The organism is Arthrobacter sp. FW306-1B-F12A, assembly GCF_058781865.1.
On sequence record NZ_JBYSXD010000029.1, the window covers coordinates 1 to 23,419 of the forward strand.

At 64.5% G+C, this 23,419-nt stretch carries 21 protein-coding genes and 1 pseudogene; 15 read left to right on the forward strand and 7 right to left on the reverse strand.

The genetic code is table 11. The annotated features are described in order from the left end of the window. The 7 genes and pseudogenes from AC3WJU_RS14345 to AC3WJU_RS14375 form a co-directional block, all read left to right on the forward strand. Positions 1-1,122 (forward strand): annotated as a pseudogene (locus tag AC3WJU_RS14345) (glycine dehydrogenase (aminomethyl-transferring)); the annotation flags it as partial. Between the two features lie 13 nt (positions 1,123-1,135). Next, positions 1,136-2,269 (forward strand): glycine cleavage system aminomethyltransferase GcvT, encoded by a 1,134-nt coding sequence (gcvT, locus tag AC3WJU_RS14350; protein ID WP_492260178.1) that lies wholly within the window; start codon positions 1,136-1,138, stop codon positions 2,267-2,269. Positions 2,270-2,800: 531 nt separating this feature from the next. Then, entirely contained in the window at positions 2,801-3,184 is a 384-nt protein-coding gene (gene gcvH, locus AC3WJU_RS14355; protein ID WP_059388212.1) for a glycine cleavage system protein GcvH, read from the forward strand. After that, positions 3,181-4,518, forward strand: coding sequence for a serine hydroxymethyltransferase (gene glyA / locus AC3WJU_RS14360; protein ID WP_492260179.1), 1,338 nt, complete (start codon positions 3,181-3,183; stop codon positions 4,516-4,518). The genes gcvH and glyA overlap by 4 nt, the downstream gene beginning before the upstream one ends. A gap of 301 nt (positions 4,519-4,819) precedes the next feature. Beyond that, on the forward strand, positions 4,820-6,250 hold the full coding sequence (locus tag AC3WJU_RS14365; RefSeq protein WP_284989608.1) for an L-serine ammonia-lyase: 1,431 nt from the start codon (positions 4,820-4,822) through the stop codon (positions 6,248-6,250). Positions 6,251-6,626: 376 nt separating this feature from the next. Next, on the forward strand, positions 6,627-7,700 hold the full coding sequence (locus tag AC3WJU_RS14370) for a lipid II:glycine glycyltransferase FemX (RefSeq protein ID WP_307052758.1): 1,074 nt from the start codon (positions 6,627-6,629) through the stop codon (positions 7,698-7,700). A 96-nt stretch (positions 7,701-7,796) separates the two neighbouring features. Further along, positions 7,797-9,275, forward strand: a complete 1,479-nt coding sequence (locus AC3WJU_RS14375) for a threonine/serine exporter family protein (RefSeq protein WP_284989610.1) — start codon at positions 7,797-7,799, stop codon at positions 9,273-9,275. 34 nt (positions 9,276-9,309) lie between these two features. Here the strand turns inward: AC3WJU_RS14375 and AC3WJU_RS14380 are convergent, their stop codons facing one another. Both AC3WJU_RS14380 and AC3WJU_RS14385 read right to left on the reverse strand, forming a co-directional pair. Further along, positions 9,310-10,149, reverse strand: a complete 840-nt coding sequence (locus AC3WJU_RS14380; protein WP_306963011.1) for a siderophore-interacting protein — start codon at positions 10,147-10,149, stop codon at positions 9,310-9,312. Positions 10,150-10,164: 15 nt separating this feature from the next. Then, a complete protein-coding gene (locus AC3WJU_RS14385; RefSeq protein ID WP_284989612.1) occupies positions 10,165-10,932 on the reverse strand; it encodes a uracil-DNA glycosylase in 768 nt (255 codons plus the stop codon). Between the two features lie 136 nt (positions 10,933-11,068). On the opposite strand from AC3WJU_RS14385, the gene AC3WJU_RS14390 reads away from it, so the two are divergent. The 6 genes from AC3WJU_RS14390 (at position 11,069) to AC3WJU_RS14415 (ending at position 17,014) form a co-directional block, all read left to right on the forward strand. Beyond that, positions 11,069-11,404, forward strand: a complete 336-nt coding sequence (locus tag AC3WJU_RS14390; RefSeq protein WP_059388211.1) for a DUF3263 domain-containing protein — start codon at positions 11,069-11,071, stop codon at positions 11,402-11,404. Positions 11,405-11,453: 49 nt separating this feature from the next. Further along, positions 11,454-12,077: a LytR C-terminal domain-containing protein gene (locus AC3WJU_RS14395; protein WP_059388210.1), complete on the forward strand. Its 624-nt coding sequence runs from the start codon at positions 11,454-11,456 to the stop codon at positions 12,075-12,077. A gap of 139 nt (positions 12,078-12,216) precedes the next feature. Next, positions 12,217-12,420, forward strand: a complete 204-nt coding sequence (locus AC3WJU_RS14400; RefSeq protein ID WP_059388209.1) for a cold-shock protein — start codon at positions 12,217-12,219, stop codon at positions 12,418-12,420. A 95-nt stretch (positions 12,421-12,515) separates the two neighbouring features. Next, positions 12,516-13,772, forward strand: coding sequence for an ABC transporter substrate-binding protein (locus AC3WJU_RS14405; RefSeq protein ID WP_441432755.1), 1,257 nt, complete (start codon positions 12,516-12,518; stop codon positions 13,770-13,772). Positions 13,773-14,067: 295 nt separating this feature from the next. Further along, positions 14,068-15,696, forward strand: coding sequence for a chaperonin GroEL (groL, locus tag AC3WJU_RS14410; RefSeq protein WP_492260180.1), 1,629 nt, complete (start codon positions 14,068-14,070; stop codon positions 15,694-15,696). 229 nt (positions 15,697-15,925) lie between these two features. After that, complete coding sequence (locus AC3WJU_RS14415; RefSeq protein ID WP_492260181.1) at positions 15,926-17,014, forward strand: RNase H family protein; 1,089 nt, start codon at positions 15,926-15,928, stop codon at positions 17,012-17,014. 88 nt (positions 17,015-17,102) lie between these two features. Here AC3WJU_RS14415 and AC3WJU_RS14420 read toward each other — a convergent pair whose 3' ends face one another. The 4 genes from AC3WJU_RS14420 to AC3WJU_RS14435 form a co-directional block, all read right to left on the reverse strand. Further along, entirely contained in the window at positions 17,103-17,393 is a 291-nt protein-coding gene (locus AC3WJU_RS14420; RefSeq protein ID WP_059388207.1) for a WXG100 family type VII secretion target, read from the reverse strand. A gap of 149 nt (positions 17,394-17,542) precedes the next feature. Continuing rightward, positions 17,543-19,024 carry a sensor histidine kinase gene (locus tag AC3WJU_RS14425; protein WP_307052762.1) on the reverse strand — a complete coding sequence of 494 codons (1,482 nt, stop codon included), beginning with the start codon at positions 19,022-19,024 and terminating at the stop codon, positions 17,543-17,545. A 2-nt stretch (positions 19,025-19,026) separates the two neighbouring features. After that, positions 19,027-19,737: a response regulator transcription factor gene (locus AC3WJU_RS14430; RefSeq protein WP_059388206.1), complete on the reverse strand. Its 711-nt coding sequence runs from the start codon at positions 19,735-19,737 to the stop codon at positions 19,027-19,029. A gap of 84 nt (positions 19,738-19,821) precedes the next feature. Continuing rightward, positions 19,822-20,457 carry a LysE/ArgO family amino acid transporter gene (locus AC3WJU_RS14435; protein WP_492260182.1) on the reverse strand — a complete coding sequence of 212 codons (636 nt, stop codon included), beginning with the start codon at positions 20,455-20,457 and terminating at the stop codon, positions 19,822-19,824. Between the two features lie 69 nt (positions 20,458-20,526). Here AC3WJU_RS14435 and AC3WJU_RS14440 point away from each other — a divergent pair, with 69 nt between their 5' ends. Both AC3WJU_RS14440 and AC3WJU_RS14445 read left to right on the forward strand, forming a co-directional pair. Beyond that, positions 20,527-21,435, forward strand: a complete 909-nt coding sequence (locus AC3WJU_RS14440; RefSeq protein ID WP_307052763.1) for a LysR family transcriptional regulator ArgP — start codon at positions 20,527-20,529, stop codon at positions 21,433-21,435. A gap of 92 nt (positions 21,436-21,527) precedes the next feature. After that, a complete protein-coding gene (locus AC3WJU_RS14445) occupies positions 21,528-21,755 on the forward strand; it encodes a hypothetical protein (protein WP_059388202.1) in 228 nt (75 codons plus the stop codon). Between the two features lie 19 nt (positions 21,756-21,774). Here AC3WJU_RS14445 and AC3WJU_RS14450 read toward each other — a convergent pair whose 3' ends face one another. Then, positions 21,775-23,418 (reverse strand): DNA repair helicase XPB, encoded by a 1,644-nt coding sequence (locus tag AC3WJU_RS14450; RefSeq protein ID WP_059388201.1) that lies wholly within the window; start codon positions 23,416-23,418, stop codon positions 21,775-21,777. Position 23,419 lies beyond the last annotated feature (1 nt).

A 23,419-nucleotide genomic window follows, 5' to 3' on the forward strand; every position in this document is an offset into this window, starting at 1 on the left:
GCCCAGCGCAACGTCTGCCTCATCCCGGCATCCGCCCACGGCACCAACGCAGCCTCGGCAGTGCTGGCCGGCATGAAAGTGGTCGTGGTGGCCACCGCTGCCGACGGCACCATCGACCACGCGGACCTGCAGGCCAAGATCGACGCCAACAAGGACGTCCTTTCGGCCATCATGATCACCTACCCCTCCACGCACGGTGTCTACGACGCCGACGTCCGCGAAATCTGCGACTCGGTGCACGCGGCCGGCGGCCAGGTGTACGTTGACGGCGCCAATCTGAACGCCCTGGTTGGCCTGGCCCAGCCGGGCAAGTTCGGCGGCGACGTCTCCCACCTGAACCTGCACAAGACCTTCTGCATCCCGCACGGCGGCGGCGGACCCGGCGTCGGCCCGGTCGCGGCCAAGGCACACCTCGCACCCTTCATGCCCGGCGACGCCAACAAGGCAGCGCACGAAGACGGCGCTTCTTTGCCAGGGACTGGCGTTGCGATTTCCGCTTCGCGTTACGGCTCCGCGGGTGTGTTGCCGATTTCCTGGGCCTACGTGAAGCTCATGGGCGGCGAAGGCCTCACCGAAGCCACCAAGTCCGCGCTGCTTGCCGCGAACTACATCGCCTCGCGCCTGAACGAGTACTTCCCGGTCCTCTACACCGGTGAAGGCGGACTCGTGGCCCACGAGTGCATCCTTGACCTGCGCGAACTGACGGCCAAGACCGGCGTCACCGCCGAGGATGTTGCCAAGCGCCTCATCGACTACGGTTTCCACGCTCCCACCCTGGCGTTCCCGGTCGCGGGCACCCTGATGGTGGAGCCCACCGAATCCGAGGACCTCGGGGAGATCGACCGCTTCATCGAAGCCATGATCACCATCCGCAAGGAAATCGACCAGGTTGCCCACGGCGACTTCACGGTGGAGAACAGCCCGCTGCGCCACGCACCGCACACCGCGGCCGCCGTCGTCTCCTCGGACTGGAACCGTGAGTACTCCCGCGAGCAGGCCGTCTTCCCGGTCCACCACCTCAAGCAGGACAAGTACTTCCCGCCCGTCGGCCGCATCGACGGCGCCGCAGGCGACCGCAACCTGGTCTGCTCCTGCCCGCCGATCGAAGCCTTCGAGAACTAAAGGACTCCTCACGATGACTGAGAACTACACTGCGCTCTACGAAGAGCACAAGAAGCTCGGCGCTTCCTTCACCGATTTCGGTGGCTGGCAGATGCCCCTGAAATACTCCTCCGAACTGGCCGAACACCACGCAGTACGTAACGCCGCCGGCTTGTTCGACCTTTCCCACATGGGCGAAGTCTGGGTCACCGGTCCGGAAGCCGCGGCTTTCCTGGACTACGCCTTGGTGGGCAAGATCTCCGCCATGTCGGTTGGCAAGGCCAAGTACTCGCTGATCTGCCAGGAAGACGGCGGCATCATCGACGACCTCATCACGTACCGCCGCGGCGATGCCAAGTTCCTGGTGGTTCCGAACGCCGGCAACGCCAAGGTTGTCGCCGAGGCGCTGGCGCAGCGGGCAGCCAACTTCGACGTCGTCGTCGAGGACGCCTCCGCGGCAACCTCGCTGATCGCCGTCCAGGGTCCCAAAGCGGAGGCAATCCTCCTCCGCTTGGTCCCGGCCGAACAGCACTCCCTCGTCACCGGGCTCAAGTACTACGCCGCCGTTGAGGTGCCCTTCACCTTTGCCGGGAACACCACGGATCTGCTGCTCGCCCGCACCGGTTACACGGGCGAGGACGGCTTCGAAATCTTCGTGGACAACGACGACGCTGCCGCCCTGTGGCAAGCAATCGCGGACGTTGCCGAGGACGGCGAGCTGATCCCCGCCGGCCTGGCCTCGCGCGACTCCCTGCGCCTCGAAGCCGGGATGCCGCTGTACGGCAACGAGCTCTCCCGCGAAGGCAACCCCTTCTCGGCAGGCCTGGGCCCTGTTGTCTCGCTCGCCAAGGAAAGCGACTTCGTAGGCCGCGCTGCCCTGGAAGCCCTGAAGGCTGAGGGCGCCGGTTCCACCAGCGGCCGCAAGCTGGTTGGCCTCAAGGGCTTGGGCCGCCGCGCCGGCCGCAGCCATTACCCGGTCCTCAAGGACGGCGCAGTTGTCGGCGAAGTCACCTCCGGCCAGCCCAGCCCCACCCTCGGCTACCCCGTAGCGTTGGCCTATGTCGACGTCGAACACGCCGAACCGGGCACGGCCCTGGACGTGGACTTGCGCGGCAAGTCCGAGCCGTTTGAGGTTGTCACCTTGCCGTTCTATAAGCGGACCAAATAAGTTTCGGATGGGTGACCGTGGTTGCGTTTAGCCCGTCGGGACCGACATCCTCTGCGGGCTCGGTCGCGAAAGACGCCCGCTGAGCGGACGTGACGCTCCCTTAGACGCCCGCTGCCGGATGCCGGTCCCGATGGGGCCGTCCTCGTCACCTTTGGTTATCGAACTGATGGGTGGTTATCGAACAGAAGGGCGAACGGTATGGACCTCGGCTCACCCTTGGTGCCTCTGTTGCGAACCTGCACCTGTCGCGTTCGATCGCCCTAGGTTTTTGGAAGGTGGGCTACCTCCCGCAGGTTGGCCCACTGGAACTGAATCGGCCTACTGGAACCACGGGTCACCTACTAAACCCGAAAGGGCCAGCGTTCTTTTCCGGAACTGTTGGCCCCGAAAACTGAACAAGCCTCTAGCGGTGGGGGAGCGGCATCCGGCAGCGTGCGTCAAAGCGACGAAGGAGCAGCACGCAGAGGATGGCGGCCCCCGCCGCGTAACCTGACCACAACTGTTTTCTTAGACCAACGCAAAGGAAAAAACATGGCAAAAGTTGCACCTGAACTCCAGTACTCCGACGAGCACGAGTGGGTTGCCCGCGAAGCCGGCAACCTTGTGTCTGTCGGCATTTCCGCCGTGGCCACCGACGCCCTCGGCGACATTGTGTACGTTGACTTGCCCGAGGTCGGTGCCGCTGTGACTGCGGGGGAGACCTGCGGCGAGGTTGAGTCCACCAAGTCCGTCTCGGACCTGTACTCCCCGGTGACGGGCGAGGTCACGGAAGTGAACTCCGCCGTCGTCGACGATCCCGCACTGATCAACAACGATCCGTATGGTGCGGGGTGGCTCTTCAAGGTGGCCGCCGAGTCCGACGGCCCGCTGCTTTCCGCGGAGGAATACGCTTCCAAGAACGGTGGCGAGCTGTGAGCGCCGCAACCGGGGCCGCAGGTACCGATAACACCCTGTTCGAGCAGGTAGTTTCGCCGTCCCTGGACACCGTGTTGTCAGAGCTGGATCCGGAGATCGCGGCGAAGATCGACGATGAGCTGAACCGTCAGCGTTCGGGCCTGGAAATGATCGCGTCCGAGAACCACACCGCCGTGGCTGTCATGCAGGCGCAGGGCTCGGTCCTGACCAACAAGTATGCCGAGGGCTACCCGGGCAAGCGCTACTACGGTGGCTGCGAGCACGTGGACGTCATCGAGCAGCTTGCGATCGACCGCGTGAAGGCCCTCTTCGGCGCAGAGTACGCGAACGTGCAGCCGCACTCCGGTGCCCAGGCCAACGCCTCGGTGATGCACGCCCTCATCAAGCCGGGCGACACCATCATGGGCCTGAACCTGGCACACGGCGGGCACCTGACCCATGGCATGCGGATCAACTTCTCCGGCCGCCTGTACAACGTGATCCCGTACCAGGTTCGCGAAGAGGACCACCGGATCGACATGGCCGAGGTGGAGCGCCTGGCACTCGAGCACAAGCCGGCGCTGATCGTGGCCGGCTGGTCCGCCTATGCCCGCCAGCTGGACTTCGCCGAGTTCCGCCGCATCGCCGACCTGGTGGGCGCGTACCTCATGGTGGACATGGCGCACTTCGCCGGCCTCGTGGCCGCCGGCCTGCACCCGTCCCCAGTCCCGCACGCGCACGTCACGACGTCGACGACGCACAAGACCCTCGCCGGTCCGCGCGGCGGCATCATCCTGAGCAACGACGCCGACATCGCCAAGAAGATCAACTCCGCGGTCTTCCCGGGCCAGCAGGGCGGCCCGTTGGAGCACGTGATCGCCGGCAAGGCCGTGGCCTTCAAGATCGCCGGTTCGGAAGAGTTCAAGGAACGCCAGGAACGTGTGCTGGCCGGTGCCCGGATCCTGGCCGAGCGCCTCGTCCAGCCCGACGTCACGGCCAAGGGGATCTCCGTGATTTCCGGCGGCACGGACGTGCACCTGGTGCTCGTGGACCTGCGCAACTGCGAACTCGACGGCCAGCAGGCCGAGGACCGCCTCGCCGCGATCGAAATCACCGTCAACCGCAACGCGGTTCCGTTCGACCCGCGCCCGCCGATGGTGACCTCCGGCCTGCGGATCGGCACCCCGGCATTGGCAACACGCGGTTTCGGTGAAGCGGCGTTCCGTGAAGTTGCGGACATCATCGCCGAGGCACTGATCGCCGACGCCGGCGCGGACCTCTCCGGCCTGCGTCACCGCGTGGAGGCACTCGCCGCCGCGCACCCGCTCTACCCGGGCGTCGCGAACCTCGCGTAGTCAGAGATCGGATCGGCAACGCCCGTCGGGTCCGACCTCCTCGGCATGCTCGGTCGCGTAGACGCCCGCTGAGCGGACGTGACGCTCCCTTAGACGCATGCTGCCGGAGGCCGGGCCCGAAGGGGCCCTCTGGTCGCCTCCTTTGAAGCGCGAGAACATTGACCGTTCGCTCTGGTGACGGCTAGACAGCGGGTGAGCGTATTCCGGAAGCGTGCGTCAAAGCGACGAAGGAGCAGCACGCGGAGGAATGCGGTCACCCGCCACCCATCCCCAACCCCCACCATCTAGTTAGGAACCGACCATGGCTGTTGGCGTCTTCGATCTTTTCTCTATTGGGATTGGTCCTTCGAGTTCGCATACCGTGGGGCCGATGCGGGCTGCTGCGGTCTTTGCGGGTGAGCTGAAGGATTCCGGTGCCCTGGAACGGGTGGCGTCGCTGCGCGTTGATCTGTATGGTTCCTTGGCTGCCACGGGCCGGGGGCACGGCACCATGACTGCGGTGCTGCTGGGCCTGGAGGGTTACCACCCCGAGGAGATCCTCCCCGAGGAAGTGGAGGAACGGCTCGCGTCGATCGCGGAGACCGGTCTGCTGAGCCTTTGCGGCGCGGTCGATCCCGAATCGGGGGTGTCGCTGCCGTACGGGGAAGCGGACATGATCCTGCACCCGCTCACAGTTCTTCCCCGCCATACGAACGGGATGAAGTTCTCCGTGTCCGACGCCGACGGCGAGGTGCTGCACGAGGCCACGTTCTTTTCCGTGGGCGGTGGTTTCATCGTCCGGGAGGGTGAAGAGGACGCGGCCCAGAAGGAACTGGAGGAGTCCAAGAAGGAACTCCCGCTGCCCTTCCGTACTGCCGCTGAACTCATGGGCCGTTGCTCCTCCAAGGGGCTTGGCATCTCGGACATCATGTTTATCAACGAACGCGCTTCCCGCACCGAAGAGGAAATCCGTGAAGGCCTGCTGCACATCTGGTCCGTCATGGAGGCCTGTGTTGAAACGTCCCTCAAGCGCGAAGGCGTGCTGCCCGGCGGACTGAAGGTCCGCCGTCGGGCCCCGGACTGGCACGAGCGTCTCCTGAAGGAAACCAAAGACCAGGATCCTGACTACCGGGATCCGAAGTACTGGCAGGAATGGGTGAACCTGATCGCGTTGGCCGTGAACGAGGAAAACGCCTCGGGCGGCCGCGTGGTCACCGCGCCCACCAACGGCGCCGCCGGGATCATCCCCGCCGTGCTGTACTACGCCTTGCATTTCGCCCCCGGCATGGACAAGGCCACGCAACAGGACCGCGACGACGTCGTGGTGAAGTTCCTGCTCGCCGCGGGCGCCGTCGGGGTGCTCTACAAGGAGCAGGCCTCGATCTCCGGCGCCGAAGTGGGCTGCCAGGGCGAGGTCGGCTCCGCTTCCTCGATGGCCGCCGCCGGATTGGCCGAAGTCATGGGCGGCTCCCCGGGACAGGTGGAAAACGCTGCCGAGATCGCAATGGAACACAACCTCGGACTAACCTGCGACCCGATCGGCGGACTCGTGCAGATCCCGTGCATCGAACGCAACGCGATCGCAGCGGCGAAGGCCATCAACGCGGCGAAGATGGCGCTCTGGGGGGACGGCACCCATCGCGTCTCCTTGGACGAGGTCATCGTGACCATGCGCGAGACCGGCAAGGACATGTCCTCCAAATACAAGGAAACCGCCATGGGCGGCCTCGCCGTCAACGTCGTGGAGTGCTGACCGCCGCTTCTTGATATTCGAGGCGGCGGCCACCGGATGGCCAAGCGGGGCCCAGCAATGCTGCGGATGCCATGGCGGCGAATACCGACCACCAGCTGTTGCTGCGGCCGGTGGTGAGCGGCGGAAGGGGGCGGTAGACGATCAACGGATCCTCCTGGTTCGGCTTTCGTTGTAACCACTTTCCGTTGCCCGGATAGCTGCGGACTTTGGGGAACCTTTGCCGCGGCTGTGAGAAATCGAAAGGGACCCAGCTCAAGGCGTTGGAAACGGACCACGCAGTAGCTTGCTGTGGGGGCCGATAGACTTGGAGCTGAACGCCTGCGCCGCACACCGGTGCCTGCTGCCTCACGTACGCAACTGATTGGACACGGCCCCCTTGCGAGAATTTACCGCACGCTTTGCCACCGCCGAGGAAATCGAACACTGGGACAAACACGTCACGGCCAACCCCAACGGCGGCAACCTCCTCCAATCCGAGGCCTTCGCGGACGTGAAGCAACACTTTGGCTGGAAGCCCTTGCATCTCGTCTACGAGACCGCGGACTACAGCAGCTACAACCTGGTCCTGGAGAAGAGCTTTCCACTGCTCGGCAAGCTCTGGTACCTCATCAAGGGCCCCGACGTTGCCGGCGTCGAGGACATTCCGGGGATCATCAAGGCAAACCGGGAATTCGTGAAGCGGGACAAGCTCGGGGTTTTCGCCGTTAAGATGGAGCCGGACATTGTCCTCAGTGGCGAAGCCCGGGACGCGATCGAGGCCACCGGAGTGGTCAAGACCCCCAACCTGCAGCCGAACGACTCCACAGCCCTGCTGGACATCTCTCCCGAGGAGAACCAGTTGCTGCGCAACCTGCATTCCCGCGGCCGCAACGCCGTTCGCCGGGCCATCCGCGAAGGCGTTGAAGTGCACACCATGGAACCCACGGAAGAGAACTTCCGTTCGATGTATGCGCTGATGACTAACACGGTTGAGGCGAAGTCCCAAGTGCGGGTCCGTGAATTCGGGTACTATCGCCAGTTCTGGACCAACTTCATCGAGCGTGGCCAGGGCAGGCTCCTCTTTGTCTTTGAAAACGGTGTGCCATCGGTCGGAGCCTTCGTCATCAACTATGGCCGAAAAGGCACCTACAAGGACGGCGGATCGCTGCAGAAGCGCGCGCAGTACGGCGATTCGCACTTGGTCCAGTGGACGGCCATCAACCAGGTCAAGGAACTGGGTTGCACGGAGTACGATTTCTGCGGCACTCCGCCCGCGGACCGGCTCAAAGACACCTCGCACCCGTTCCACGGACTTGGCCTGTTCAAGACCAGCTTCAGCAAGACCGTCACCGACTTCGTCGGCTGCTATGACCAAGTCATCAGCCCGCTGAAGTACAAGCTCTGGACTGCTGCGGGCGAACGTATCGCACGGCAGATCTACACCCGTCGCACGGGTCAACAGTTCTACTAGGCCAGCAGTTCCAGAAGGCTCGCAGCGCCACCCCGCCTACCGCATGTTGCACTACCCCGTATATGGAGGAACCACGCCCTTTGGAGGAACACCCGCGTGACTGACCGCCCCGACAACAGGCCCAACACGGATGGCTTGCCCAAGACGCAGCCGCTCAAGCCATCCCAGGTGCGCCAGAATGTCAACGCCAAGCGCATGCTTCGCAGGCTGGTGCAGGGGGAGAACCCTCCCACTGCCCCCATGAGCATCGTCGACCGCCTGGCGGGTAGTCCCTACGCCAACCCCATCATCCATGTGGGCGGTGTTGACGCATCGGCCCGCAAGACCATCGACTTCGCCCTGCATATGGCCGAAACGATGTTCCGCTACGGGGCAGGTGCCCTGGAAGTGGAGACCAGCATCATCGCGGTCACGGCTGCGCTCGGCTTGAAGAACATCGAAGTGGACATCACCAACCAGTCGGTCGCGCTCAACTATGCGCCCAAGGACCAGACCCCCATCACACTGCTCCGGGTTGTTCGCTCCTGGACCAACAACTACGCAGGCCTGGCCCAGGTGCACCAACTCGTCACGGATATCGTGGCTGGCGGTGTAGGCAGGTCGGAAGCGGTGAACCGGCTGGATGACATTATCCGCAGCAGCAAGCCCTTCCCACGGTGGATGGTCACCATGGCGTTCGGCGTCTTCTCTGCTGTCTTCGTCGGAGTCCTGGGCGGGGGACTTGGCGCTTCCGCCCTGGCTTTCGTCTCCAACATGCTTGTCAATCTCGTGGCCCGGCAATTGGGCAAGTGGCGCACGCCCGACTTCTTCGTGACAGCGGCCTGCTCCTTCCTGGTCACGTTCATCGCGCTCATGCTCCACTGGACCGGGGCGGACATCCCGCCGTCCATCGTCGTGGCGGGCGGCATTCTCCTGCTGTTGCCAACCGGGCGGCTCGTCTCTTCCGTGCAAGACGCCATCAACGGATTCCCCGTGACTGCGGCCGGACGATTCCTGTCCACGATCCTGACCTTCGGCGCGATCGTTGCGGGCATCGCCGTCGCGGTAGTTGTGGGTGACCTCATCGGCAGCGTCGCGATCGACGTCACGCAAACATTCCCCGAGGCGTATCCATTGTGGGGCCAGGCCATCCTGATAGCCGTAGCCGTGATTGCCATCGGCATCACCGAACAGACCCTGCTCAAACTTCTGCTCCCGACGGCGGCAGTGGGTTTGGTGGGTTACTTCGTCTTGTGGGGGGCTTCCAGCCTTGGTTTCGGAGACCGGCTCTCGCCGGCGATTTCCGCCGTGGTCATCGGCCTGCTCGCGCGGATGGTGGCGCTCAGGCTCGGAGCCCCGCAGCTCGTGGTCGCCGTCCCGGCCGCCCTCATCCTGCTCCCGGGCCTGAAGATATTCCGTTCCATGTATGTATTGACGGTGCAAGAAGCAGATGTACTGGTGGGTTCGGGAGGCATGCTCAACGCCGGAGCAATCGTGCTGGGTGTGGCCGCGGGAATCGTGCTGGGGGACAACCTTGCCCGGCCACTGACCAAGGGACTGGCCAGCAACGAGCGCCGCCGCGTGCGCCGGCGCTAGCCGCGTCCGCTGGGCCGCCAAGCGGTAAGGACCGCTAGATTTGCCCGATAGGGAGTTTCTTCTCCGCCTGGAAATCGTCCTCCACACGCCCCTGGGCCCAGTATCCGGAAAGCGATACCTGGGACCGCTCGAGCCCACGCTGCTTGAAGAAGATGTCGCGCAGGCCCTTCATGTAGCCGCGTTCACCGTGCGCAAACACGTCTACGCGTCCGGGCAGCCACTCGGCTTCGCCCAAGGCATCGAGCAGGATCGAGCTTGATCCGGCCGGGACTCCGGAGCGAAGGAGCCAGCGCAGCTCCACGCCCTCGGGAGCGGCGATATCAAGGATGTCCGCGTCGCTATCGACTTCGAGGAAAGCAAGGCCCTTCGCGTCGGCCGGCAGGGATTCGATCGCGGCGGCAATCGCCGGGAGCGCGGCGTCGTCGCCGGCGAAAAGGTACCAGTCGGCGTCGGGCGCCGGGTTGTAGGCGCCGCCGGGGCCCGTGAAGACAAGTGTGTCGCCGGGCTGGGCCGCCAGGGCCCATGGGCCTGCAAGGCCTTCGTCGCCGTGGACCACGAAGTCGATTGCCAGTTCCTGCGCAGCTTCGTCCACCCAACGGACGGTGTAGGTGCGGGTGTACGGCCATTGTTCGCGCGGCATGGTCTCGCGGATGGCCCACAGATCCAGCGGCAACTCATACTCGACGCCGGGCTGCGGGAACACGATCTTCACATATCGGTCCACGAAGCCGTTGTTCGCATAACCGGCAAATCCGGGTCCACCAGCAATGATCCGCACCATGTGGGGCGACAGCTGTTCCGTGCGCAGCACAGTCAGGTTCACTTGGGGGCGGGTATTGCGGGATGCAGACGACGTGGCGGGCAAAGATGTCATGTAGGCAAGCCTAAGCTAGGGCAGCGGTGGAAGCTCCCAGATGACGGGATCCGCGCCTTGCATCCGGAGCAGGGCGTTGGCGCGGCTGAACGGGCGAGAGCCGAAGAAACCCCGCGACGCGGAGAGCGGGCTGGGATGGGCGGAGGAGATCACGGGGGCGCCTTCAAGCAGCGGCTGTACGGCTTCAGCGTCCTTGCCCCACAGGATCGCGACGAGCGGACTCTGCTGCCCGGCAGCATTTCGTCGGCGGGCGACGGCGGTGACCGCCGCCGTCGTGATGGCCTCCCAGCCTTTGCCCCGGTGCGAGCCGGCAGCACCGGCCGCGACGCTGAGCACCCTGTTCAGGAGGAGTACTCCTTGGCCCGTCCAGGCCGAAAGATCGCCGTGGACCCGCGGCGGGAGCCCGAGATCGGTTTCCATCTCCCGGTAGATGTTCGAGAGGCTGCGGGGGATGGGCCGTGTTTGTCCGGAAACCGCGAAAGAGAGCCCGACGGCGTGTCCCGGCGTCGGGTAGGGGTCCTGGCCCAGGATCAGCACCTTCACGTCGGCCAGCGGCTGCCGGAAGGCACGAAGTATGTTGGACGCCGCAGGCAGCACGTGCGCTCCGCGGCCGGCCTCGGCCGCCACGAAGGCGAGCACCGAGCGCAACTCGTCCTCGATGCCGGAGAGCGCGCCCGCCCAGTCCGGCGCCATGAGATCCTCCAAGGCCATTCCGGGTAGTGCCTCGAACCCGGCGGAGTGATCTTCGGATTCAAGCTCAAATAACGCTTCTTCGCCTGCCACCCAGCCATTGTCCCTGTCCTCGCGGTCCGGGGGAAAGCGCCGGCCCTCAAGGCGGCGGGGCAAATGACATCGGTGTTATTCGCCCGTTACCATGGGCGGGGGACATTTTTCAGTCAATGCGTCGAAGGAGTGTGTCGTGGCAGAACCCGCACGGGAACCCATGGCGTCCGAAGCAACTGGATTGGTGCTCGAAGACCTGTCCGCCGGACTCCGCAGTGATTCGCCGCTCGGCGAGCGTGAACAGCAGATGCTCGCCCTGGAGAGGCAATGGTGGAAGTACGCCGGGGCCAAGGAACAGGCCGTCCGGGAACTCTTCGATCTCTCCGCGACCCACTACTATCAGCTGCTCAATGCCCTCATAGACACCGAGGAAGCATTGGCGCACGATCCTATGCTGGTCAAGAGATTGCGTAGACTACGTATGTCACGTCAGAGGGCCCGCACAGCGCGCCGTCTCGGTTCCGACGCATAGAGCACCCGCTGATCCCCCAGCCAGCAAGCAGCAAGGACAAGGCTTCACCATGACCAAATTTGCCCGGGATGAATTCGACCGTGTCCCGCAGAGCTCATCGCGGCAAGGTGTCCACAGGCTCGTCGCGTCTGCTTCCCGGCCGGCCCTGTGGCCGGTGCTGCTGCTGGGCGGCATCGCACTTGCTGTAGGACTCGTTGCCTTCCTGATCCTTCCGAAGCTTGGCTTCACCTCGTCGACGACGCCGCAAGCCGTCGTCACCGCTGACACTTCCAAGCAAAGCGCCGCGGCGCCACCTTCGGCGAACAGCTCTGCGCAGGCATCCAGCCAGCCGTCTACCCAGCCGAGCCCGGGCGACACTCCGTCCAGCACGCCGACGCCGACCCCCACGACGGCGCCATTGGACAAGACGGCGGCAGTAGCGGTCTACAACGGCACCACCACCGGTGGCCTGGCTGCGCGTGTGGCCGGCATGGTGCAAGGCGGAGGATGGCCGTTGTCCACTGTCGCAAATTGGGGCGGCATGCCCCAGCAGACGTCGTCGGTCTTCTACAAAGGCGCGGCGCAGAAGGGCAATGCCGAAGCCCTCGGCAAATTGCTGGGCATTTCCAACCTCGTGGACAGCGCGGAGTTCCAGCAGCCCGTGGTTGTGGTTCTGGGCCCCGGTTACAAATAGCAACTCGGTTACGCCTCAATAACATTGCGGCCACCCGCACCCAAGGTTGCGCTACGGCAACGTGACTGTGGTTACAGTAGTTGTGAGCTGGCCCGGAGATCCCGGAAGCCGGCCACTGCTAGTTGAAAGTGTGGGGATCATGGCTTTGGGAACCGTCAAATGGTTCAATGCCGAAAAGGGCTACGGATTCATCACCGTGGATGAGTCCGGTGACGACATCTTTGTGCATTGGTCCGCCATCCAGATGGATGGCTTCCGTGCGCTCGAAGAAGGACAACGCGTCGACTTCGAACTGGGCGAGGGCCAGAAGGGCCCGCAGGCAGAAAGCGTGCGGCTTATCTAGTGGGTGTTGCGGCAACAGGGCTGTCCTGGCCCCTCGGAGCGCGCCGGTCCCGGGTAGTTTCTCTTCTTGCAGCTTCGGCAGCCTTGGCCCTTGGAGTGGCCGGATGTTCCGCCCCCGTCGGCAACGCCAGACTGAGCTCCGTTACCCCAAGCGGCGACGGCGTCCTGCGCATCGGCGTGATCCTGGACAATACCGGTGGTTCCGCATTCCTCAACGAGTCCGAACTGGCTGCCGCCAAGTTGGCTGTCAAACAAATCAACGACGCCGGCGGATACAAGGGCCGTCCCGTCGACTTGCTACCGGCGTCGGCGGCCGGTGAAGGCGGTGGCGCTAGCCAAGGGGCCGGCGCGGCGGCCTTCTCTGCCGACACTGCGGCACAAGCCAAGGCGTTGTTGTCCGCCCACGCAGACGTCGTCGTGGGGCCGAGCGATTCGAGCCATGCGCCCGCCGCGATCGATGTGCTCTCTCCCGCCCGGATTCCGCTCATCTCGCCGGCGAACACGGCGTCGGGGCTGAGCAGCTACAAGAATGGCGGCTTCTACTTCCGCACGTCTGCCGCTGATGCCGCACAGGGCAGCGTCCTGGCGAAGCTTGCCCGCGACGCCGGCGCCAAGCGCATTTCGGTCCTCCACGAAGCCGGGGATTACGGTACGCGCGTCTCGGGAGCGGTCATGGATGCTGCCCGCGGCCTCGGAATGGACGCCGTGTCCAATGCGGAATTCGCGGCAGGCAAAGCAGCTCCCGCCGCGGCGGGCATCAAGTCCGGTACGCCGGACGCCGTCGTCGTGGTTGCCCGTGATGGCGCCCAAGGCGCCCTGGCTGAGCTCCTGAATGCGGGGCTGAGCGGCAAGAGCCTGATCTTGAGCGACGGCGCGATCCGCCAATACGGAACCGCGCTCGGTGCAGGTGGCCTCGACGGCGCGCGGGGAATTCTTCCGGGCGTCTTCCCGAGTGCGGAGTTCCAAGCCGAGCTGACGGGCATCGACCCCAAGCTCAAGGACACGACGTACGCTGCCGAGACGTACGACGCCGTCACCCTCGCGGCGCTTGCCGCCTCAACGGCGGGCGACGATGCGGGAGGCTCGATCGCGGCCTGGCTCACCACTGTGTCCGGCGGAGTGCGTCCGGCGTCGGGCGATGCGGCAACGAAAGAACGTACGTCTTGTGCCTCATACAAGGACTGCGTCGAGGTGCTGAAGGGGGCCAAGCTCCCGGATTACGACGGCGAGTCCGGCACCATCGGGTTCGACGCCAACGGGGACGTTACCTCGTCCAATTACATGGTCTTCACCTACGGGGCTGACAACACTGCGCGGGTCAGTGGCAAAGAGACGGCCTCCCGGACTCCGTGACGGCTTGTGCCCGTAGCGAATTCCCTGGGCGTGGCGAGTAGTTTCCGGCTCTTCCTGCTTGCACTCTCCTCGGGTGAGTGCTAATTATTGATTAGCACTCTCAGGCATTGACTGCTAATCCTTCACGGCTTCGGCCGTATGGAATGGTGGCGGTGCCTGGGGGAACAAAGAAAACCTTGCTGGGGTGAGGTCCGGAGCACGCGGCGTACAGAGGCCGAATGCGAAGGATCGTCCGTCGCGGGCACCGCAGTGAAGGCACCTTCTTAACGACTGTCCCGAAAGGACTACCGCCGTTATGGCCAAGATCATTGCATTTGATGAAGAGGCACGCCGCGGTCTCGAGCGGGGTCTGAACATCCTCGCCGACGCCGTCAAGGTCACCCTCGGCCCGCGTGGACGCAACGTCGTCCTCGAAAAGAAGTGGGGCGCCCCCACGATCACCAATGATGGTGTTTCCATCGCCAAGGAGATCGAGCTGGACGACCCGTTCGAGAAGATCGGCGCAGAGCTGGTCAAGGAAGTTGCCAAGAAGACGGACGACGTCGCTGGCGACGGCACCACTACCGCCACCGTCCTGGCCCAGGCTTTGGTCAAGGAAGGCCTGCGCAACGTAGCTGCCGGCGCCGACCCGCTGTCCCTCAAGCGCGGCATCGAGAAGGCTGTTGACGCCGTCATCCGCGAGCTGCTCGCCTCCGCCAAGGAGATCGAGACCAAGGAAGAGATCGCTGCCACGGCTTCCATCTCTGCCGGCGACACCGAAATCGGTAACCTCATTGCTGAAGCCTTGGACAAGGTCGGCAAGGAAGGCGTCATCACGGTCGAGGAGTCCAACACCTTCGGCCTTGAGCTTGAGCTCACCGAAGGCATGCGCTTCGACAAGGGTTACATCTCCGCTTACTTCGTCACCGACGCAGAACGCCAGGAAACCATCCTTGAAGACCCGTACATCCTGATCGTCAACTCCAAGATCTCCAACGTGAAGGAACTCGTTGCGGTCCTGGAGAAGGTCATGCAGTCCAACAAGCCGCTGCTGATCATCGCCGAAGACATCGAGGGCGAGGCCCTGGCCACCCTGATCGTCAACAAGATCCGTGGCACCTTCAAGTCCGTTGCCGTCAAGGCTCCGGGCTTCGGTGACCGCCGCAAGGCACAGCTCGCCGACATCGCGATCCTCACCGGTGGCCAGGTCATCTCCTCGGAGGTCGGCCTCAGCCTCGAGAACGCAACCCTCGAACTGCTCGGCAACGCCCGCAAGGTTGTTGTCACCAAGGACGAGACCACCATCGTCGAAGGTGCCGGCGACGCCGACGCCATCGCCGGCCGCGTGGCGCAGATCCGTGCCGAGATCGAGAACTCCGATTCCGACTACGACCGCGAGAAGCTGCAGGAGCGCCTGGCCAAGCTGGCCGGTGGCGTTGCAGTCATCAAGGCCGGTGCCGCAACCGAGGTAGAGCTCAAGGAGCGCAAGCACCGCATTGAGGACGCAGTCCGCAACGCGAAGGCTGCCGTTGAAGAAGGCATCGTCGCCGGTGGTGGCGTTGCCCTCATCCAGGCCGGTGCCAAGGCATTCGCCAACCTGCAGCTCGAAGGCGACGAAGCAACGGGCGCCAACATCGTCCGCGTTGCCATCGACGCTCCGCTCAAGCAGATCGCTTACAACGCCGGCCTTGAGCCGGGCGTTGTCATCGACAAGGTCCGCGGCCTGCCGTCGGGCCACGGCCTGAACGCTGCAACCGGCGTTTACGAGGACCTGCTGGCTGCCGGCGTCAACGACCCCGTAAAGGTCACCCGCTCGGCTCTCCAGAACGCTGCCTCCATCGCTGGTCTGTTCCTGACCACCGAGGCCGTTGTTGCCGACAAGCCGGAGAAGAACGCTCCGTCTATGGGTGGCGGCGACGACATGGGCGGCATGGGCGGCTTCTAGCCCCCGCTGTAGCCCACCAGCCACACGCACGACGGCGGTCCCCACTTCAGGTGGGGGCCGTCGTCGCCGTTTAACGACGCTCGCTCACGTATGTCGGGTTTTGGGCGGACGCCCGCTCACGTATGTCGGGTTTTGGACGGACGCCCGCTCACGTATGTCGGGTTTTGGGCGGACGCCCGCTCAGTTCTGGGGTCAAGGAGTGTCGGGGTGGTCTGGCAGGATGGAAACCATGACGATTATTGCTGCCGCCGATGGTTCTGCCCTCGGCAATCCCGGGCCTGCCGGTTGGGCCTGGTACGTGAACGACTCTTGCTGGAGGGCCGGGGGGTGGCCGCACGGAACCAACAACCAGGGCGAGCTCATGGCGGTGCTGGACCTCTTCCGGTCCACGGCACATGTTCCCGATGAAGAGCTGAAGATTCTCTGCGACAGCCAGTACGTCATCAATTGCATCACCAAGTGGATGCCGGGATGGAAGCGCAAGGGCTGGCGCAAAGCGGACGGGAAGCCCGTCTTGAACGTCGATCTCCTCAAGGACATCGACCAGGCTATTGTCGGCCGCAGGTACTCGTTCGAGTGGGTCAAAGGCCATGCCGGCCACGACCTCAACGAGGCGGCCGACGATCGCGCGCGTGCGGTCGCCACAGCGTTCCAGCAGGGAATAGCCGCGCCTGCCGGGCCGGGCTATCCGGGAGCTGAAGCCGCACGGTCCTTGTCCCGCACGCTGTCAGTCGGCACACCATCAGTTGGCACGCCGTCAGCCCGTACAGCGCCTATGGAGGCGCCCTCGCTTTTCGACGACGACCACGACGACGCGGATGCCCAGGATGAAGACCTCACGTTGTTCGGCGGTCAGGACCTCTCAACCGGGTCGTCCTTGCCGAACGCGGCGGGGGCGTTCACGGAGCAGGAGACGTTCATCGAGCCCACTTTGTTCGCCGGCGACGACGAAGGGGTCCTTGGCCAGGCCGGAGGGCGCTCGGACGAGGAAACGGTCATTCTCCTTGAGAGGGAGCTCCTGAGGCCCGACGTCAGGGGAGACCTCGGGCGCACAGGGATCCTGCTGCACCCGGACTTTACCGAGATTGGCAGCTCCGGACGCGTCTGGTCCCGGGACGAACTCATGATGGCGTTGGAGGGCGATCCCGGGGAAAACGCGGAAGTAGAAATAATTTCCGCTGAACGCCTCTCCAGTAACACCATGCTGCTCAGTTATAGAAGTTATGGGCGAACAGGCTCCGCATTGCGGAGCTCGATCTGGTTGCTCGACGACGGCCGATGGCGGTTGCGCTTCCACCAGTCGACGCCGGAGAAGTAACGGCTCAGAAGCAACCGGACCCTGGAAAGCGGCTGGACCCCGGCGGGACGGCGGATTGGCCGCACCGCCGGGATCCCGGGCCCAGCTGTCAGTAACTGAACCGCTGGGTGTTGCCTTGCTCGGTCTGGAGGTAGCTTGCCGCCGCGGAGGACAGCGCGAGGTTGATGGATGCCAGCGAAGCCTCCACCTTGTTCTGGGTCAACGTCCACTCCGAGACGAGGGCCTGGAAGTTGTTGGCCGCTGATCCCTTCCACGTAGCTTGGAGCTCGTCCAGGCCCCGTTTCATCGCTTGGACATCGGCGCTGATCCGATCCACGGTGGCCTTGACGTTGGCGGACTTGAGCTGGAGCAGTTCGGTATCGACGGAGATGACGCTCATGGGGCGTTGCCTTTCAATCAAAGAGATCCGCAGGTGCGGCTGGCTTGTGGTCCACACCACGAGCCTAGAAGCCGTCACATGGCCCGGACAGTGCCGAATCTCCCTATGTGGACAACTCGCTCAATCAAGCCGCCAGGCATAGAAAACTGCTAGTCGGAGATCTCCGCCTCGGCGATGCCCGCATCTTCGGGCATCTCGGACAGCTCGTCCTGGAAGGGGAGGCTGACAACCAGGGTGGCTCCGCCGCCGTCGGTCTCTTCGACCCGGACGGTACCGCGGTGGGATCCGACAATTGCAGCCACAATCGCGAGACCGAGCCCGCTGCCGCCCGTTTCCCGCGTGCGCGAAGTGTCCGCCCTGTAAAAGCGCTCGAAAATCCGGGGCAGTTCCTCGGCCGGAATGCCGCTGCCGTGGTCCCGCACCTCGAGAACGGACAACGGGCCGGCGGGCGTGTTCCGGACCCCGACGGCGAGCTCAATCGGCGTTCCTTCGGGGGTGTAGCGCAAGGCGTTACCCACCAGGTTCCCCAGGACCTGACGAAGCTTGGCCTCGTCACCCTGGACCGGGGCGGGCGCTGCCGCTCCGCCGTCGAGCCCTGTGAGCGAAATCTTCCGCTCGCCCGACGTTGCGAGTGAGTCTACGACGGCGTCATTCGCCAGTAGGTGCAGATCCACCGGCTTGAGCTGCAAAGGCCGTTGTTCGTCCAGGCGGGCCAGCAGCAGCAGGTCTTCCACCATGGATCCCATGCGCTTGGCTTCGCTCTCGATCCTGCCCATGGCGGTGCCCACGTCTTCCGGCGTGGCAAGGGCGCCGTGGCGGTAAAGCTCGGAGAAGCCGCGGATGGTGACCAAGGGCGTGCGTAGCTCGTGGGAGGCGTCGGCGGCGAATCGCCGCATCCTTGCCTCGGAGGCGGCACGCGCCGCAAAGGACGATTCAATGTGCGCGAGCATGGCGTTGAGGGAAGCGCCCAGGCGGCCGACCTCGGTGACCGGATTCTCGATATCCACGCGACGCGAGAGATCACCGGCAGCGATTGCGGCCGCCGTCTTCTCAACGCGGGCGAGGGGGCGGAAGGAACGTGCAACGGTCCATGTCGCGATGAAGAACGCGAGCACCAGGGTCAAGAGTCCGACGCCGACCACCACGAGCGTGGCGTGTTCCATGACTCGGTCCACGGGGGACAGCGGCAGGCCCACGATCACCACCGCGTTCTGCCCGGTCCGGTTGTCCACTACGTTGACCGCCACCACACGCCAATCGCCGCCAGCGGTGCCGTTCACCTGGAAGGGTGCGTAATTGCGGTTCTTGGCCTCACCCGGGGTGATGTTGGCGATGCTCGGCCGATCCGTCTTGCTTCCGCCGAACGGATAGGGCGGCTGGCCCTGGACGTAGAGCGTCAGGGAATAGTCCGTGGGCACGGCGGGGCTCGCCTCAGACAGGTTGGCAAAGGACTGCTGCTGCTGGGCGATCTGGACGGCAGCCCTGAGTTTGTCATCCACTTGCCCTTGGAGGTAGCTCTTGACGAGCGTCAGCGTCCCGGCGCCAGTGGCGGCCAAGGCAAGGAGCAGCAGCCCCATGATGATGGCGACCAGCTGCGACCTGAGGGAGGCCGACTTCCAACGGTTGAACAAAGTCAGCGCTTCTCGGCCGTCCGCAATACGTAACCGACGCCGCGCTTGGTCTGGATCAAGGCAGTGGCATCCGGATCAATGTCCACCTTGCGCCGGAGGTAGGAAATGTAGGACTCAACAATCGAGGCGTCGCCATTGAAGTCGTATTCCCAGACGTGGTCCAGGATCTGCGCCTTGGAAAGCACCCGGTTGGGGTTCAGCATGAGATAGCGGAGCAGCTTGAACTCGGTGGGCGACAGCTCGATGATGGTGCCGCCGCGGCGGACCTCGTGCGCGTCGTCGTCGAGCTCCAGGTCATCCACGCGGATGACGGCGTCGTCGTCTTCCATTGGCTGCGTGCGGCGAAGCACGGCGCGGATCCGCGCCACCACTTCATCCAGGCTGAAAGGCTTGGTGACGTAGTCGTCGCCGCCCACGGTCAGGCCCGTGACCTTGTCCTCCGTGTCGTCCTTGGCAGTCAGGAACAGGACAGGGAAGTGCTTACCGGCGGCGCGAAGGCGGCGGGTGACAGTGAACCCGTCCATGTCGGGGAGCATGACATCCAGGACCGCGAGGTCCGGGGCGTGAAGATCGGCGGCAGCGAGCGCTTCGCGGCCGTTCGACGCCGCAACGACCTCAAAGCCAGCAAAGCGCAGCGAGGTGGAGAGCAGCTCACGGATGTTGGGTTCGTCGTCGACGACGAGGAGCTTGGCTTCGGGGCCGTTCTTTTTCATACCATTCATGATGCTCCCAGTTTCTGGGAGTTGACTGGACGCTTGTTGTGAGAATTATCGGGGTGTCGTGGTTGTGGGCCCGGGCTAACTGCCGAGAGCCAGCCCGACGCCGAGTCCCACCATGGTGACAGCAATTCCGCCGTCAAGGATTCGCCAGGACGCCGGTCGCGCAAAGAATCCGCGCAGCAGTTTCGCGCCGAAGCCGAGGGAACAGAACCATAGGATACTGCCCAGCATGGCTCCGGCGCCGAACCACCACTGGAGGCCGGGCCCTTGCGCGTTCGCCACGGATCCCAGGAGCAATACGGTGTCCAGGTAGACGTGGGGGTTGAGCCATGTCAGCGCCAGGACAGTCGCCAGTGCTGACGCCAGTCCGCTTCGGCCGGCCCCCGACGGTCCAGGCTCCGCGGAGACGAGCGCTTGCGGCCTTAGGATGCGCCGTGCCGCCATCACGCCGTATGTCACCAGGAATGCCGCACCGACAAAGCGGAGAACGACGACGGCGGCAGGCGCCGCGGCGAGCAGGGCGCCTGTGCCGAGTACCCCGGCCGCGATGAGCACGGCGTCCGAGATGGCGCACACGGCAACGACCGCACCGATATGCTCGCCGCGGATGCCCTGCCGGAGGACGAAGGCATTTTGGGCGCCAATCGCGACAATGAGGGCCAGGCCTGTGCCGAGGCCCAAGCCGGCGGCGTGGAAGACGTCGGGGGAGTTCATTCTTCGAGGCTAAGTTCCACCTTCGTCATTAGTCCAGCTAATTATTCTTAAGCATCGTAAGATTGTCTTATGGCCAGATTCTCCTCCGAACAGTTGCACACCTTCGCCGCCGTGCTCACGGAAGGCACGCTCGACGCCGCCGCCCGGTCACTGAACGTCACGCCGTCGGCGGTCTCCCAGCGTCTCAAGGCGCTTGAACAAGCGTCCGGAAGGGTATTGCTGCAGCGCAGCAATCCGGTCCAGGCCACGGAGTCGGGACATGTGGTGCTCAGATTGGCGCGGCAGCTCGCCCAGTTGGAGGCCGACGCCGAACTTGAACTGGGCCTGCCCGGCGAATCCCCGATGGTCTCGGTTCCGATCGTCGTCAACGCGGATTCCTTGTCCGTCTGGTTCCTCAAGGCCCTGACAAGGGTTCCCGCGGAGCTGAACGCTGTCTTCGATCTTCACCGCGACGACGAGCAGTATTCCACGTCCATGCTGCGCGCCGGAACTGTCATGGCCGCAGTGACCGCGACTCCTGAGCCGGTGCAGGGATGCCGGGTTGAGCCGCTCGGGAGCATGCGATACCGTGCCGTCACCACTCCGGGCTTCAGGGCACGGTGGCTTCCCGACGGCGTCGATGTCGCCTCGCTCTGCGCTGCTCCCGCCGTCGACTTCGACCGCAAGGACGAGTACCAGCACCGCTTCCTGGAACTCCTGGGCGGTGCGGCTCGTGGGATGGAGCCTGCAGGCCCGCGCCACTTTGTTCCGTCCAGCCAGGAGTTTGCCGAGGCCATTCGTTTGGGGCTCGGGTGGGGATTGCTGCCTGAACCGCAATGCGGCCGGGACATAGCCGATGGATCCCTGGTGGAACTCGCGCCTGAGCGGCCATTGGACGTGCCTCTGTACTGGCAAAGGTGGCGGACACCGTCGCGCATATTGGACGCTGTGACCGAGGCGGTCCGGAGCACCGCCGCGGAAGTGCTGCGCAGGGCCTGAATGGTGCTGCGCAGGCCTCGGCAATCCGGCCAAAAGCCAACACGCCGCGGGCACAGTCCTAAATTGTCGGACCCCGGATTCACACTTGAGCCATGGAAAACAAACAAGAATCACGCGTTGAAATTCAAGACGTCGAATTCCATGTCAGCTACCTGGACACGCTCTCCGGACGCATCGAGCACGAGGACTTCAGCGACCGCCGCGCCGCCGAACGCTTCGCGGATGCGCAGCTCAAGGACGAGGAGTCCTGGGCTGTGGTCGACGTCGTCGTGCGGCAAGGAGCGCAGCCCCAGGAACACGCACAACAGCTGGTTGCCTAGCCAGAAAAAATGACGCGCCTTACCCGGCGGGTACGTCCTTGGCGTCCATGATCCGGTAGGCGTAGCCCTGTTCGGCGAGGAAGCGCTGCCGTTTGGCCGCAAAATCCTGGTCGAGGGTGTCCCGGGCCACCAAGGAGTAGAAGCGTGCCGCGCGGCCGTCCTGCTTGGGCCGAAGCAGGCGCCCCAAGCGTTGAGCTTCCTCCTGGCGGGAACCGAAAGACCCCGACACTTGGATCGCCACGGATGCCTCGGGTAGGTCGATCGAGAAGTTGGCCACCTTGGATACCACGAGGGTCTTGATGTCACCGGCCCGGAAGGCGTCGAAGAGCTTCTGCCGCACCTTGACTGTCGTATCGCCCTTGATCACGGGAGCGTCCAGGCGCTCGCCGATCTCATCCAACTGGTCGATGTACTGGCCGATCACCAGCAGCGGCTCGCCTTGGTGCAGAGCAACGAGCTGCTCCACCAAGTGGGTCTTGGTCTCGGACGTCGCGCAGAGCCGGTACTTGTCCGCATCCTCAGCCATCGCGTAGGCCACGCGCTCGTCCCTAGGCAGGTCTACCCGGACCTCCACGCAGTCCGCCGGCGCAATGTAGCCCTGGGCTTCGATGTCCTTCCACGGTGCGTCGTAGCGTTTGGGACCGATCAAGCTGAAGACCTCGCCCTCGCGGCCATCCTCACGCACAAGCGTCGCCGTGAGTCCCAGGCGCCGCCGGGCCTGCAGGTCCGCGGTCATCCGGAAGATCGGAGCCGGGAGGAGATGGACCTCGTCGTAGATGATGAGTCCCCAATCGTGCCCGTCCACGAGTTCCAGGTGCGGGTAAAGGCCTCCGCGCTTGGTGGTCAGGACCTGGTAGGTGGCGATCGTGACGGGCCGGACTTCCTTGACCGCGCCCGAATACTCGCCGATCTCCTCCTCCGTCAGCGACGTCCGCTTGAGGAGTTCGTCCTTCCATTGCCGGGCCGCGACCGTGTTGGTCACCAGGATCAGCGTGGTGGTGGAGCTCGTAGCCATGGCTGCGGCCCCCACCAAGGTCTTGCCCGCGCCACAGGGCAGCACGACGACGCCGCTGCCGCCCGCCCAGAAGTTCTCCGTGGCAAGCTTCTGGTACGGCCGCAGGTGCCAACCGTCCTCGTTCAAGGCGATCAGGTGCGGCGTGCCGTCCACGTAGCCGGCGAGGTCCTCGGCCGGCCATCCGAGCTTGAGCAGCAATTGCTTGAGCTGTCCCCGCTGGGAGGAATGCACCACGACGGTTTCGCCGTCGATCCTGGGCCCCAGCAACGGCGCGATTTTCTTGGCCCGGCTGACTTCCTCGAGTACGGGGTAGTCGGTGGTCCGCATGACCAATCCGTGTTGCGGGTCCTTTTCCAGGCGCAAGCGGCCGTAGCGGGACATGGTCTCTTCGATGTCGATCAGCAAAGAGTGCGGCACCGGGAAACGGGAATAGCGCAGGAGAGTGTCGAGGACTTTTTCGGCGTCCAGTCCCGCCGCGCGCGCATTCCACAGGCCCAAAGGGGTGAGCCGGTAGCTGTGGACGTGTTCGGGGGCGCGCTCAAGCTCGGCGAACGCCGCGATCGCATGCCGTGCCTCGGTGGCGAGCTCGTGGTCGACTTCCAGCAGGATGGTTTTGTCGCTCTGTACGATCAGCGGACCGTCGCTCACT

Coding starts and splice junctions, on each gene's coding strand:
- gcvT (WP_492260178.1), top strand. CDS start 1,136: ATGACTGAGAACTACACTGCGCTCTACGAAGAGCACAAGAAGCTCGGC.
- gcvH (WP_059388212.1), top strand. CDS start 2,801: ATGGCAAAAGTTGCACCTGAACTCCAGTACTCCGACGAGCACGAGTGG.
- AC3WJU_RS14365 (WP_284989608.1), top strand. CDS start 4,820: ATGGCTGTTGGCGTCTTCGATCTTTTCTCTATTGGGATTGGTCCTTCG.
- AC3WJU_RS14380 (WP_306963011.1), bottom strand. CDS start 10,149: ATGACATCTTTGCCCGCCACGTCGTCTGCATCCCGCAATACCCGCCCC.
- AC3WJU_RS14395 (WP_059388210.1), top strand. CDS start 11,454: ATGACCAAATTTGCCCGGGATGAATTCGACCGTGTCCCGCAGAGCTCA.
- AC3WJU_RS14400 (WP_059388209.1), top strand. CDS start 12,217: ATGGCTTTGGGAACCGTCAAATGGTTCAATGCCGAAAAGGGCTACGGA.
- groL (WP_492260180.1), top strand. CDS start 14,068: ATGGCCAAGATCATTGCATTTGATGAAGAGGCACGCCGCGGTCTCGAG.
- AC3WJU_RS14415 (WP_492260181.1), top strand. CDS start 15,926: ATGACGATTATTGCTGCCGCCGATGGTTCTGCCCTCGGCAATCCCGGG.
- AC3WJU_RS14420 (WP_059388207.1), bottom strand. CDS start 17,393: ATGAGCGTCATCTCCGTCGATACCGAACTGCTCCAGCTCAAGTCCGCC.
- AC3WJU_RS14430 (WP_059388206.1), bottom strand. CDS start 19,737: ATGAAAAAGAACGGCCCCGAAGCCAAGCTCCTCGTCGTCGACGACGAA.
- AC3WJU_RS14435 (WP_492260182.1), bottom strand. CDS start 20,457: ATGAACTCCCCCGACGTCTTCCACGCCGCCGGCTTGGGCCTCGGCACA.
- AC3WJU_RS14440 (WP_307052763.1), top strand. CDS start 20,527: ATGGCCAGATTCTCCTCCGAACAGTTGCACACCTTCGCCGCCGTGCTC.
- AC3WJU_RS14445 (WP_059388202.1), top strand. CDS start 21,528: ATGGAAAACAAACAAGAATCACGCGTTGAAATTCAAGACGTCGAATTC.